At 45.7% G+C, this 12,567-nt stretch carries 13 protein-coding genes and 1 pseudogene; 5 read left to right on the top strand and 9 right to left on the bottom strand.

The window, feature by feature from the left end; genetic code table 11:
• The first annotated feature begins 30 nt into the window (after window positions 1-30).
• Entirely contained in the window at window positions 31-714 is a 684-nt protein-coding gene (locus tag ELS82_RS09620; RefSeq protein ID WP_134835295.1) for an SDR family oxidoreductase, read from the top strand.
• A gap of 20 nt (window positions 715-734) precedes the next feature.
• Complete coding sequence (locus tag ELS82_RS09615) at window positions 735-1,712, top strand: DUF3080 domain-containing protein (protein WP_134835294.1); 978 nt, start codon at window positions 735-737, stop codon at window positions 1,710-1,712.
• Here the strand turns inward: ELS82_RS09615 and ELS82_RS09610 are convergent.
• Window positions 1,709-3,664 carry a DNA topoisomerase III gene (locus ELS82_RS09610; RefSeq protein WP_134835293.1) on the bottom strand — a complete coding sequence of 652 codons (1,956 nt, stop codon included), beginning with the start codon at window positions 3,662-3,664 and terminating at the stop codon, window positions 1,709-1,711. The two genes, ELS82_RS09615 and ELS82_RS09610, sit on opposite strands and share 4 nt — an antisense overlap.
• A gap of 104 nt (window positions 3,665-3,768) precedes the next feature.
• Window positions 3,769-4,104 carry a Grx4 family monothiol glutaredoxin gene (locus ELS82_RS09605; protein ID WP_053440283.1) on the bottom strand — a complete coding sequence of 112 codons (336 nt, stop codon included), beginning with the start codon at window positions 4,102-4,104 and terminating at the stop codon, window positions 3,769-3,771.
• Window positions 4,105-4,406: 302 nt separating this feature from the next.
• Between ELS82_RS09605 and sodB the strand changes: the two genes are divergently transcribed.
• From sodB to ELS82_RS09590, 3 genes are all read left to right on the top strand, one after another.
• Entirely contained in the window at window positions 4,407-4,991 is a 585-nt protein-coding gene (gene sodB / locus ELS82_RS09600; RefSeq protein WP_134835292.1) for a superoxide dismutase [Fe], read from the top strand.
• 132 nt (window positions 4,992-5,123) lie between these two features.
• On the top strand, window positions 5,124-5,627 hold the full coding sequence (locus ELS82_RS09595; RefSeq protein WP_134835291.1) for a VC2046/SO_2500 family protein: 504 nt from the start codon (window positions 5,124-5,126) through the stop codon (window positions 5,625-5,627).
• 203 nt (window positions 5,628-5,830) lie between these two features.
• The gene (locus ELS82_RS09590; protein WP_134835290.1) at window positions 5,831-6,493 is read left to right on the top strand and encodes an SDR family oxidoreductase; all 663 of its coding nucleotides are present in this window, start codon (window positions 5,831-5,833) and stop codon (window positions 6,491-6,493) included.
• A gap of 14 nt (window positions 6,494-6,507) precedes the next feature.
• On the opposite strand, the gene ELS82_RS09585 is transcribed toward ELS82_RS09590, so the two are convergent.
• The 7 genes and pseudogenes from ELS82_RS09585 to atpF form a co-directional block, all read right to left on the bottom strand.
• Complete coding sequence (locus ELS82_RS09585) at window positions 6,508-6,957, bottom strand: low molecular weight protein-tyrosine-phosphatase (protein WP_134835289.1); 450 nt, start codon at window positions 6,955-6,957, stop codon at window positions 6,508-6,510.
• 153 nt (window positions 6,958-7,110) lie between these two features.
• A complete protein-coding gene (locus tag ELS82_RS09580; RefSeq protein ID WP_134835288.1) occupies window positions 7,111-7,557 on the bottom strand; it encodes a F0F1 ATP synthase subunit epsilon in 447 nt (148 codons plus the stop codon).
• Between the two features lie 16 nt (window positions 7,558-7,573).
• Window positions 7,574-8,959, bottom strand: coding sequence for a F0F1 ATP synthase subunit beta (gene atpD, locus ELS82_RS09575; RefSeq protein ID WP_053440289.1), 1,386 nt, complete (start codon window positions 8,957-8,959; stop codon window positions 7,574-7,576).
• Between the two features lie 20 nt (window positions 8,960-8,979).
• On the bottom strand, window positions 8,980-9,846 hold the full coding sequence (gene atpG / locus ELS82_RS09570; RefSeq protein WP_134835287.1) for a F0F1 ATP synthase subunit gamma: 867 nt from the start codon (window positions 9,844-9,846) through the stop codon (window positions 8,980-8,982).
• Window positions 9,847-9,883: 37 nt separating this feature from the next.
• Window positions 9,884-11,425: a F0F1 ATP synthase subunit alpha gene (gene atpA, locus ELS82_RS09565; protein WP_134835286.1), complete on the bottom strand. Its 1,542-nt coding sequence runs from the start codon at window positions 11,423-11,425 to the stop codon at window positions 9,884-9,886.
• A 12-nt stretch (window positions 11,426-11,437) separates the two neighbouring features.
• Window positions 11,438-11,986: a F0F1 ATP synthase subunit delta gene (locus ELS82_RS09560; protein ID WP_134835285.1), complete on the bottom strand. Its 549-nt coding sequence runs from the start codon at window positions 11,984-11,986 to the stop codon at window positions 11,438-11,440.
• Window positions 11,987-12,003: 17 nt separating this feature from the next.
• Window positions 12,004-12,420: pseudogene (gene atpF, locus ELS82_RS09555) on the bottom strand (F0F1 ATP synthase subunit B); the annotation flags it as partial.
• Window positions 12,421-12,567: the final 147 nt, after the last annotated feature.

Raw genomic sequence — 12,567 nt, 5'->3', positions numbered from 1 at the left:
TCTAACTATTTATTTAAAAAGGAATTGGCGATGAAGACCGTTCTTATCACTGGCGCAAATCGCGGTATTGGTTTAAGTTTGGCTAAGCTCTATCTCGCACAAGGCTGGCGCGTTCATGCGACCTATCGTAATACTGATAGTTCGTCTGAGTTACTACAATTAGCGTCGGCAGAACAACTTGAAGGCCATCAGGTTGATATCACAGATTATCCGGCCATAACGTCTCTCGCTTCTCAACTCCCCGCCATCGACCTATTGATCAATAACGCCGGTTACTATGGCCCTAAAGGATACGGTTTTGGTAATACTGATGTAGAAGAGTGGCGAAAGGTCTTCGAGATTAATACCATTGCTCCGCTAAAACTCGTCGAAGCATTTGCATCAAACCTACGCCAAGGTTCACTTAAGAAGATTGCCTGTCTCTCATCTAAGGTTGGTAGCATGGCGGAAAACACATCGGGTGGTGGCTATATTTATCGCTCATCAAAAGCCGCTCTGAATTCCGTTGTGAAGAGCCTAAGTAACGATTTAACACCTGAAGGGTTTACCGTCTTGGCTCTACACCCAGGATGGGTACAAACACAGATGGGTGGACCAAATGCGCTGATTGATACCGAGACATCAGCGACAGGGCTTGCACAAGTTATCACCAGCGCGGAGCTTGCCCACAGCGGAATGTTTATTAACTACGATGGCAGTGAAATCCCTTGGTAATTTAGATCTACGCTTATTAGATGCGTATTCGTTTATTTACCACCTCAATAGCTGTCATACTGCTCGTTGGTTGCGATAGCCACTCCCCTGCTACTCTGTTTACGACTTATTTAGACAGAGTAGCCAGTGTGCAAGACGCCCCCGTTTTAGAAGACTCCGAGCCAAACCAAACTCTACCGAGAAAACGTGACTTATCAGTGGATATTCCAGCCATTTCACTTGGGTTACTCGACAGCTATCAACTAAGGCAATGTGGTCTATTTCAACTCATCGCTGAACGTAACTCTGTATTAGGCAAGGTAGCGGATCAATTTAGCAACTACGATTACCAACATGCGCTTTTGCTTGGCCTAACTCAATGCATTGCCAGTCACGAGATTTCTGATGAGCTCAAACAAACCCTTCAGCAGATAGAACAGCAGAAACGGCTTCATTTACCCATGCACCAGTGGAACTTGCTCTATGCAAGCGATGCGATGCAATCTCAATTAAGTGGTACGGAGTGGTTGCAGGAGGGAATTGGCGCACAGGTTAAACAGGTCAAAAATGCACTCTCAAGCGTAGCAAACACCTTTGAAAATACAGAGTCGACAGCAGAACTCACCCGAGTGCAGGAAACATTAGAAAAGACCCCAATCGTTGGTAATCTTAACTATTCGCTTGTCCAAGCGACTTGGCATCTGGTAACCATTACTGAGCAGCTTTACCGATATGACAGCCGAATTATTTGTGGTCCACAGCGAGACACCACCAAATACCGATACCTCAATAATGTCTTTGAACAGCGCTACATTGGGACGATTCAGCCTTACCTCGCCTCACTCGATAGCTATTATCAGCAATTAAGCCACCTATTGCCGCTATTTGCTTCCAAGCCTGAGCTGCATGACTACGTCTATCCATTAGAGAGCAACCACCAAGCCTTTCGCGCCGCAATCAAACAGCATGTCGGTTACTGGCAACAACTATTCAAACGCTGTGGTAGAAAAATCGGTTAAGACTTCTTTGCCCTCGAACTGGTTGAAGTTTTCTTGCGATAACCGCCTTTCTTTTTCTTGAACGCTGGTCGCTCTACTTTTGGTAGGTGGCGTAACGACTCTGGAACATCGCCAGTTTTTACTTGCCTCATCAAATTATCGATTCGAGTTTGCAACGCTTGCATAAACGGCGCATACGCTTGATTGCGCTCTGCCATACCTTGTAGCTGGTGCTCCCAGTGAGCCGTCATATCTGGGTAAGTTGAATCAGACGGCAAGGCGTGAATTAGGCCTCGCCCTGCTGGTTTACTTAAAATAGATTTGCCTTGGCGCTGCAATAATTGGCGTTTAAATAAGGTATCCAAAATACCCGCTCTGGTCGCTTCTGTGCCTAAACCATCGGTTTCTTTTAAGATTTTTTTCAGCTCTTTATCTTCAACAAATCGGGCAATACCTGTCATAGCTTGTAACAGCGTTGCTTCGGTGAAATGTTTCGGCGGCTCCGTCTTACGATCTTTAATTTCCCCTTCACGACAGGTCAGCACCGTACCCTTGGTCAGTGGGGGAACTGCATCAACACTCGCATCATCGTCATCGACCTTGCCCATTAGCTCTTTCCAGCCTGCTGAGACAAGTTGTCGCCCTTTTGCGATGAAAGTGCCACCCGCAATATCAAACACTAACTTCGCTTCAGCATAGACGGCCGCAGGGTAGAACTGCATCAGGTATTGGCGCGCTATCTGCTGATAGATTTTCATCTCATTACCCGACAATCCATTCACCGAGGCTTTTTTCGGTGTCGGGATGATGGCGTGGTGAGCATCGACTTTGTTGTCGTTCCAAGCTTTCGATTTCAAACTTAAATCAGCGCCGTTCACAGCCTGACTTAGCTCATTGGCGTTATTAGCAATCGCCTCACAGACGCTGCCTGCTTGAGCAAAATGCTCTTTTGGCAAATAACGGCTATCGGAACGCGGGTAAGTGATCAGCTTGTGTTTTTCATACAGAGACTGACAAGTATCTAGCACTTGTTGTGCGCTCATACCAAAACGCTTAGCCGCATCAATTTGCAGTGCAGAGAGTGAGTAAGGCAGAGGTGCGGATTGCTTAGTTTGCTTTTGTTCTGACTCAACGACCGTCGCTGGCTGATTAGCGATGCGGTTAGCCACATTCTCGACCAGTTTGCGGTTGAGTACTCTGCCCTCTTCATCTTGATAGGGTTTACAAGCTTCGCTTGGCTTCCAACGAGCACGGATATCAAAAGCACTGTTACCATCTTGATAAGGGATTAGCGCATGCAAGGTAAAGTAGTCACGTGGGATAAAGTTTTCTATCTCTTCGTCACGTCTAACCACCAAGCCCAATACAGGTGTTTGCACACGACCAACCGAAAGCACTCCTTGGTAGCCTGCTTTTTGCCCCAGTAAGGTATAGGCACGCGACATGTTCATGCCATATAACCAGTCAGCACGAGAGCGAGCCAACGCCGAAACGGACAAAGGGATAAAGTCACGATTGCTGCGCATCTGATTAAGCGCACGTTTCACCGCAGGTAAGTTAAGGTCGCTAATCAACAGACGTTGAGTGGCTTCTTTCTTGGTTTTGCTGACTTTGCAGTAATCGAGAACTTCATCCACTAGCAGCTGCCCTTCTCTATCAGGGTCTCCGGCATGAATAATTTGATTGGATTCTTTGAGTAGCTTTCGTACTACCGTAAGCTGTTTACTCGCGGACTTGCGCGGTCTAAGTTGCCACTGCTGTGGGACAATCGGTAGGTCAGCGAGATTCCATTTTTTATAACGCTCGTCATACACATCAGGCTCTACTTGCTCTAACAAGTGACCAATACACCAAGTCACCACATCACCATTGCCGCAACGTATAAAACCTTGGTCGTTTTTCTTTGGTCCGGGTAATGCCGCAGCAATCGCGCGGCCTAGGCTAGGTTTCTCAGCAATAAATAGACGAGACATAAAGTAAAATCAGCTAGATACAATAAGGGCCACATTATCGAATGTGGCCCTTAGAAATCAAGAAAAACTGTAAATTTAAACAGTATCTTTAAATTTTGTGACGATTACTCTTCGTCAGAACCTGCACGCTCAGCAGCTTCTTTAATTAGTGGCTGAAGCTCACCCTTTTGGAACATTTCGATGATAATGTCACAACCGCCGATTAGTTCACCTTCAACCCAAAGTTGAGGGAATGTTGGCCACTGTGCGTAAGCTGGAAGCTCTGCACGAATATCTGGGTTTTGTAGGATATCTACATAAGCGAACTTCTCGCCACATGCCATAAGTGCTTGAGCAGCTTGAGAAGAGAAACCGCAGCTAGGTAGTTTTGGTGAACCTTTCATGTATAGAAGGATCGTGTTTTCTGCGATTTGCTGTTTGATTTTATCGATAGTTTCCATTGCTTCCTCTTTAATGGAGTTACTGCAAATATTCTGCATATTCTAAACCATTAGCACAGAATAAAAAGCATATAATATGTATGGTTATAATTTGTGTGCAATGGCAGCAACCGTCATCAAGAATTTGTTGTCTTTTCAGATAGAAATTTACCGTCAGCGCTTTTAATAAAGTAAAAACTTGATAAACTAGATGACAAGTCAGCAAATTGACCATGGTTGGCATTGCGCGAGCCATGAATAATAAATATCACTGGAAGCAATCGAAAGGGTCTTCCCCTTTCATATAAATGGAGAATCGAGCAATGGCATTTGAACTACCAGCTCTTCCTTACGCGAAAGACGCACTAGAACCACACATCTCGGCAGAAACTCTAGATTTCCACCACGGTAAGCACCACAACACTTACGTTGTTAAGCTAAACGGTCTTATCCCAGGTACTGAGTTTGAAGGTAAAACTCTAGAAGAGATCGTTAAGACTTCTACTGGCGGCGTATTCAACAACGCAGCTCAAATCTGGAACCACACTTTCTACTGGCACTGTCTAGCGCCAAAAGCTGGCGGTGAGCCAACAGGTGCAGTTGCAGACGCAATCAACGCTGCTTTCGGTTCTTTCGAAGAGTTCAAAGCGAAGTTCACTGATTCTGCAATCAACAACTTCGGTTCTTCTTGGACTTGGCTAGTTAAGAAAGCTGACGGTTCTCTAGAAATCGTTAACACTTCTAACGCAGCAACTCCTCTAACTGAAGAAGGCACTACTCCACTTCTAACAGTTGACCTGTGGGAACACGCTTACTACATCGACTTCCGTAACGTACGTCCAGACTACATGAACGCATTCTGGGCTCTAGTTAACTGGGACTTCGTTGCAGAGAACCTAGCTAAATAATCCTTCCCTATAGGATTTAAAATTTAGTCGTATAAAAAGCCAGCACTTAGCTGGCTTTTTTCATTTCTGCTGCTGATTTATCTAAAGTTTTCTGCCCATACGTCGCTATAAAAGCATCATACGAGGGGCAATATGCAAATCCATACTTTAGACAAAGCAGCCATTATTAACGAGCTTGGGTTCGGCACGGGGATTAACCACGCCGTTCATGAAGGTCGTCGTGCTGATTTTGCGCTAATTTTGTCTATGTTCTCAAATGATGTTCGCGACAATACTCCTGTCGAGAAAGTCGATGACATTGACACCACAGAACAAGCCCTTCGTAAACGATTCGAACTCCAATCCCCTCAGCCATTACGCTCAGATCAAAGCTCATACGATATATCGGCGCAGCAAGCCTGTTTGTTTCACAGCTCAGGCCTACCAAGTGCAAAGCTCAGCCATTATCTAACACCCGATGCGCTTACCTATCTGCCAGAAGACACTCATGGTCTTCCTGAAGAGGTTTACCACAACCTATCCGGCCACCAGCGTCGAGCGATGGGAGAAAAAGAGCCCAAAGAGTTGATGCCGATCGATTTATATAATCAGTTAATCAAAGCTCAACGCACTTTCCAGATCCAAACCCAGGCCTAATGATCGTTTAAGATCACACTTTAGCCGTCTCATTTTTCGGACTTTGTTAGCAAGGCTGCTCGATAATGTGAATAAGGCCAAAGATTCATAAGTTGTCATACAATCCGGCCAGTTATTTGACCTTATTCACAACTCAATAACAGTTAATCTACCATGCTATGTGGACAAGTTTTCACGCTGACATAGCTTATGGGGGTAAGCCAATGGATATTAAAAGTGCTGTAGTATTAGTGACATCCGCCGGTTCGCAGGTAGGAAGTACACTTGCTTACCACTTCGCTTCACTAGGGGCGACAGTCGTGTTGTGTGATAAAAGTAGTCCACAGTTGCAGCACACTTATCAACTATGTCGCGAGATCTCTGAACAAGTCTATCAGTTCAAAGTTTCGGATCATTCACTGCAATCGATTCAAGATTTATTTGAGTTTATGGATCAACGCTTAAAACGTTCCCCCGACGTATTGATCAATACACTGACCGCGCAAGCGATGCCGAATATTTTTGATCAACAAGCGAGTGATGTCTTCACGCAGCGTCTGTCTTTAATGGCCGCAACCATGTTTAGCTTCGGTCAGGCGACCGCAGAGAGAATGCGTAAAGAAAAGAAGAATGGCGTTATCGTCAATGTCATTTCTCATCCTGAATATCAGGACTTATCTGGATTTGATAACGCAACCTCCATGGTGGCAGGATTTACTCAAAGTTGGGCCAAAGAACTCACACCATTCAATATCCGTGTTGGCGGAGTGGTACCGACTTTAGAGCACGACAATACTCACTGGGCAGAGATTCAGGATGAACTCATTCGCAACACTGAGTACATAGTCTCCAATGACTATTTCAGCGGCCGAGTAATGGCAGCCTAAAGACCTTTCTAGCATCAGAGGGAGCGTAATACTTGCTCTGATGCCTCTTCAATCAGATCCAACACCAGTTCAAACCCTTTATCGCCACCGTAGTAGGGATCGGGTATCTCGTCGTAGCCTGAATCACCAAACTCCAAAAACAGTTTTAGCTTGTACTTGAGGTGTTGCGGGCACTGAGCCTCTAAGTCCGATAAGTTGTCTCTATCTGCAGCTAAAATTAGGTCAAATTCTTCAAAATCAGAGGAAACTACCTTTCTCGAACGAATACCTTTAAACGAGTAACCGCGCTTCTCACCAGCGGCTTTTGCACGCGAATCCGGTGGATTCCCCTGGTGATAACCAATCGTCCCTGCTGAGTCGACCACAACTGGAATATTCAGTTGTTCCGACTTAGCCCGTAAAATGGCTTCCCCTGTTGGAGAACGGCAGATATTCCCCATACAAACGACCAGTATCTTGTTCATTTTCATCCCTAAATAATATTTCCGACGAATCCATCATAACGAAAAACATTAGAACTAAAAGCGACAAAATCATCTCTTTTGAGGGGTAAGCGAGATCATTAGACACAAATCAAAGTAAGGGAGCATGATTAGTTATGCTCCCTTACTCCCTGATCAATGACGATTCAAACGACCGACCAATTCTACCGCTCGTAATTGAGCCAGTGCTTTATTCAGTTCTAGCTGTGCTTGCTCGAAACTCAAGCCTCCCTCTTGATGCTTACTGATATTTTCAAGCGCCATTTGTCGCGCAGCCTCTGCCCGTGCCTGATCGATATCTTCACCATGCAAAACCGTATCAGCTAACACGGTGACCACGTCAGGCTGTACTTCGACCATGCCACCCGAGATATATAAAATGCTCGGTTCTTTTTTAATGTCAGAGACAAAGCTGGCAATACCAGGTTTTATTTTGCTGATAAGCGGCGAGTGCTGCGGGCGAATACCTAACTCACCACTGGCACCCGATATCGCTAGCGCATGAGCGGGGCCTGAAAACAGGGTTCCCTCTGCACTGACAATTTGCAGCTCAAAGGTATTTTCATTAACGGCTATAGCCATATGACCTCCTAGCGCCTTATAGCGACTTCGCTTTTTCTAGCACTTCATCAATTGAACCACAGTACAAAAATGCTTGCTCAGGGATGTCATCATATTGACCTGCGAGTAACCCTTTAAAGCCCTTAATGGTCTCTGTTAATGGCACAAACACGCCTTTCTGCCCAGTAAACACTTCCGCGACGTGATAAGGCTGAGTCAGGAAACGTTCCACTTTACGTGCACGAGATACTAACTGCTTATCTTCTTCGGACAGCTCATCCATACCGAGAATAGCAATGATATCTTTCAGCTCTTTGTAACGTTGTAGCGTCATTTGAACATTTTGCGCCACATCGTAGTGCTCTTGACCAACAATCATTGGATCAAGTTGGCGTGACGTCGAATCCAATGGATCAATCGCCGGATAAAGACCGAGCGCGGCGATGTTACGCGACAATACAACTGTCGCATCTAAGTGAGCAAACGTGGTTGCCGGTGAAGGGTCAGTCAAGTCATCAGCTGGTACATATACCGCTTGGATGGAGGTAATAGAACCTGTCTTGGTTGAGGTAATACGCTCTTGAAGCACACCCATTTCTTCGGCAAGTGTTGGCTGATAACCAACCGCAGAAGGCATACGACCAAGCAATGCCGACACTTCTGTCCCAGCTAAGGTGTAGCGATAGATATTATCGATGAATAGCAACACGTCACGGCCTTCATCACGGAAACGCTCCGCCATGGTAAGCCCAGTCAGCGCGACACGTAGACGGTTACCCGGTGGCTCGTTCATTTGACCGTAAACCATCGCAACCTTATCGAGAACGCCCGCTTCTTTCATCTCATAATAGAAGTCGTTACCTTCACGTGTTCGCTCACCAACACCAGTGAAAACCGACAAACCTGAGTGAGCTTTTGCAATGTTATTGATTAGCTCCATCATGTTTACCGTCTTACCAACTCCAGCACCACCAAACAGACCAATTTTGCCGCCTTTTGCAAAAGGACAAACCAAATCAATCACTTTTACGCCGGTTTCGAGCAATTCAGAAGAGTTCGATTGTTCTTCATAGCTCGGTGCTGAGCGGTGAATACCATAATTCATTTTCTCGCCAATGGGACCACATTCATCAATCGGTTCACCCAGCACGTTCATGATACGACCTAAGGTTTCTTCACCAACAGGCACCGTAATTGGCTCACCTGTTGATTGAACACTTAAGCCGCGACGCAGACCGTCAGATGAGCCCATTACGATACAACGAACAATGCCGCCACCCAGTTGCTGTTGCACTTCAAGAACCAATGAAGAGAACTCTTGATCAACGACACGCAGCGCATCATAAACGCGTGGGCCCGTGTTATGTTCGAATTCAACGTCAACGACAGCGCCAATGATTTTTACAATTTTACCAATACTCATTCTATACCTCAGAATTCTTACTATACCGCTTGCGCGCCCGACACAATTTCGCTCAACTCTTGAGTGATAGCCGCTTGTCTTGCTTTGTTGTAAACCAACTGAAGATCATCAATAAGCTGCCAAGCATTGTCTGTTGCTGCTTTCATCGCCACCATTCGCGACGCCTGTTCACAAGCGATGTTTTCAACCGTACCTTGATAAACTTGAGATTCGATATAACGTTGAATCAGCTCATCTAAAATGACTCGCGGTTCTTGTTCGTATATGTAATCCCAACGAGACTTCTTCTTCGCCTCTTTGGCACTCTCATCGATTGGAAAAGGCAATAGCTGCTTAATCGATGGTGACTGAACAATGGTGTTTTCAAACTCATTGAATGCGATGTACAAGCGGTCAATTTGGCCTTGGTTATAATGCTCAAGCATTGCTTGCACAGTGCCGAGTAAATCTTCCACTTTAGGCTGATCGCCTAACCCCGATGCCTGAGCAACCACATTCGTTACTCGATGAAAGAAGTTAATCGCCTTTAAGCCAACCAAAGTCGCGTCAACCTCAACACCTTTATCGCGCCACTCTGTCATCTCAGAAAGCACACGCTTAAATAGGTTATTGTTTAAGCCACCACATAAACCCCGATCTGACGAGATAATGATGTAAGCGACTCGTTTGACCTCGCGTTCTTCTAAATACGGGTGACTGTATTCAAGCGTACCCGACGAAATATGGCCGATTACGCGCCGCATACTTTCTGCATAAGGACGGTTCTTCTGCATGTGTTCCTGAACCTTACGCATCTTACTGGCGGCTACCATTTGCATCGCACTAGTAATCTTCTGAGTACTATTAATACTGGCGATCTTAGTGCGAATTTCTTTTGTACTGGCCATGGTAAGCTCCGTTTTTAACTATTAGAGAATGACGCCACTACCAAGATTTGAGAGCAATAAACTCGTCAAGAAGCTTGGTAAGCTGAGCTTCAATCTGGTCGTTAAAATCACCGCTTGCATTGATCTCATCTAACAAATCAGAGAAGTTCATTTTCGCGTAAGCGATAAGGCCTTCTTCGAACGCGCCGACTTTCGCCAACTCAACAGCATCTAAATAACCGCGTTCTGCTGCGAAGATCACGGCTGATTGCTTGGCAACAGACATTGGTGCGTACTGCTTTTGCTTCATTAATTCAGTCACACGTTCACCGTGGTCAATTTGACGACGAGTAGCATCATCAAGATCCGATGAAAACTGAGCAAAAGCTGCCAGCTCACGGTATTGAGCAAGTGCGGTACGAATACCACCGGAGAGTTTTTTAATGATCTTGGTCTGCGCCGCGCCACCAACACGAGATACCGAAATACCTGGATCAACCGCAGGACGTAAGCCTGAGTTGAATAGCTGAGTCTGGAGGAAGATCTGACCATCAGTGATTGAAATAACGTTGGTCGGCACAAACGCTGATACATCACCAGCTTGAGTTTCGATGATAGGTAACGCAGTCAGTGACCCCGTTTTTCCTTTCACTTCACCATTAGTCAAGCGCTCCACGTACGCTTCGTTTACACGTGCAGCACGCTCTAGCAGACGTGAATGGAGGTAGAATACATCACCAGGAAAGGCTTCGCGGCCAGGTGGTCGTTTGAGCAGCAATGAGATTTGACGGTAAGCAACGGCTTGTTTAGACAGATCATCATAAACAATCAGTGCATCTTCACCACGGTCACGGAAGTATTCACCCATAGTGCAACCCGCGTACGGCGCAAGATATTGCAGTGCCGCTGATTCTGATGCGGATGCCACAACCACGATAGTGTTTTTCAATGCGTCATGTTCAGCAAGTTTACGAACAACGTTAGCAATGGTTGACGCTTTTTGGCCTATCGCGACATAAATCGATTTTACGCCCGAGTCTTTTTGGTTGATGATCGCATCAATCGCGAGTGCAGTTTTACCCGTTTGACGGTCACCAATAACCAGTTCACGCTGACCGCGACCGATTGGCACCATTGAATCGACAGCTTTGTAGCCGGTTTGGATTGGCGTATCAACGGATTTACGGTCGATGACACCTGGGGCAATGATTTCAACAGCGTGATATTGTTTTGCGTCGATTTGACCCAAACCATCAATGGGTTGGCCTAGGGTATTCACCACACGGCCAAGTAATTCAGGACCCACAGGCACTTCCAGAATACGGCCAGTGCCCATGACTGTCATTCCTTCACTCAGGTCGGCATAAGGGCCCATGACTACTGCCCCAACGGAATGACGCTCAAGGTTGAGTGCTAGAGCATAGCGATTATCAGGCAGCTCTATCATCTCGCCTTGCATGACGTCGACCAAACCGTTGATGGTGATAATGCCATCACAGATAGACACTATGGTGCCTTCATTACGCGCTTGCGTACTTACATTGAAGGTTTCAATGCGTTGTTTTATTAGGTCGCTAATTTCTGTTGAATTTAGTTGCATCTTAAATTCCTACTACACGTTCAAGCTGGTCGCGAGACGTTGGATTGAGCTCTGAAGCGAGCCATCAATAACCAACTCACCAGCTTTTACTACAATGCCACCGAGAAGATCGGCGTCGATCTCGTTCGATAATGTGATACGTCGTGCCAGCTTCTTCTCAAGGTACTTGGTCAGAGCTTCAAGTTGGTCTGACTCCAATGGCTCAGACGAATACACAATTGCATCGAGTCTCAAATCACTTTCATCTTTGAGCTCAGAGAAGGCCTCGGCGACGCTGCGCATGACAATAAGACGTTGGTTTTCAGCCATCACCCTGATCAAGTTCTGCATATGCTCATCGATAAACCCCTCACAAACAGAGAACAATAAATGAATAAAGTTATCCGCTTCGGCTTTACCGCCTTGGTCGAGCGCTTTTACTTGGTTGATTAAGGCTGGTTGCTCAATAACATCAGCAACCAATACCAACGCGGTTTTCCATTCTTCAAGCGACCCATTCTCTTTGGCAAAATCAAAGGCCGCTTTGGCATATGGGTAAGCAATGGTTTGAATATCCGACATTTTGCTCCCCTAAGGCGTTAGATATCTTTGATCATCTGATCAATAAGTTGACGGTTGGTATCCGTATCCAAATTCTTATTAATCAGCTTTTGAGCACTTTGAATTACCAGATCCGACATTTCCGCTTTAAGCTCTTGTCGCACACGATTACGCTCACTTTCGATCTCAAGTTCACCTTGAGCAATCACACGAGCTTTTTCGATTTCAGCTTCTTTAACAGACTCTTCAATTAACTGTGCTCGACGTTTTTGGCCCTGTTCAATCATCTTATTGACGTCTTTTTTTGCTTGTTCAATAAGTTGATCACAGTTAGCGCGAGCCAAGGCACGTTCCTTAGCCGCATCTTCTGTATGGCGTAACCCTTGTGCGATTTCTTTTTGACGCTCATCGAGCAGAACAACAAGTGGCGGCCAAACATACTTCATACAAAGCCAGGCTTTGTTTCCTTACTCGGTTTTAGTTAAAAACGCGCCTAAAATGACTAGTTGTTAGGCTATTACTACTGTTTTAGGCATACCTAACCCTGTCAGCTTATTTAACGCTTTTATCATGGCGTAAGTCTCACCAACCTGCGCATTGTA

The sequence above is a fragment of the Vibrio ouci genome, from assembly GCF_004551525.1.
Classification (GTDB): Bacteria; Pseudomonadota; Gammaproteobacteria; order Enterobacterales; family Vibrionaceae; genus Vibrio; species Vibrio ouci.
The sequence above is the reverse complement of the archived record's forward strand: the minus strand, read 5'-3'. Positions and strand labels throughout refer to the sequence as shown.

Coding starts and splice junctions, on each gene's coding strand:
- ELS82_RS09620 (WP_134835295.1), top strand. CDS start 31: ATGAAGACCGTTCTTATCACTGGCGCAAATCGCGGTATTGGTTTAAGT.
- ELS82_RS09615 (WP_134835294.1), top strand. CDS start 735: ATGCGTATTCGTTTATTTACCACCTCAATAGCTGTCATACTGCTCGTT.
- ELS82_RS09610 (WP_134835293.1), bottom strand. CDS start 3,664: ATGTCTCGTCTATTTATTGCTGAGAAACCTAGCCTAGGCCGCGCGATT.
- ELS82_RS09605 (WP_053440283.1), bottom strand. CDS start 4,104: ATGGAAACTATCGATAAAATCAAACAGCAAATCGCAGAAAACACGATC.
- sodB (WP_134835292.1), top strand. CDS start 4,407: ATGGCATTTGAACTACCAGCTCTTCCTTACGCGAAAGACGCACTAGAA.
- ELS82_RS09595 (WP_134835291.1), top strand. CDS start 5,124: ATGCAAATCCATACTTTAGACAAAGCAGCCATTATTAACGAGCTTGGG.
- ELS82_RS09590 (WP_134835290.1), top strand. CDS start 5,831: ATGGATATTAAAAGTGCTGTAGTATTAGTGACATCCGCCGGTTCGCAG.
- ELS82_RS09585 (WP_134835289.1), bottom strand. CDS start 6,957: ATGAACAAGATACTGGTCGTTTGTATGGGGAATATCTGCCGTTCTCCA.
- ELS82_RS09580 (WP_134835288.1), bottom strand. CDS start 7,557: ATGGCTATAGCCGTTAATGAAAATACCTTTGAGCTGCAAATTGTCAGT.
- atpD (WP_053440289.1), bottom strand. CDS start 8,959: ATGAGTATTGGTAAAATTGTAAAAATCATTGGCGCTGTCGTTGACGTT.
- atpG (WP_134835287.1), bottom strand. CDS start 9,846: ATGGCCAGTACAAAAGAAATTCGCACTAAGATCGCCAGTATTAATAGT.
- atpA (WP_134835286.1), bottom strand. CDS start 11,425: ATGCAACTAAATTCAACAGAAATTAGCGACCTAATAAAACAACGCATT.
- ELS82_RS09560 (WP_134835285.1), bottom strand. CDS start 11,986: ATGTCGGATATTCAAACCATTGCTTACCCATATGCCAAAGCGGCCTTT.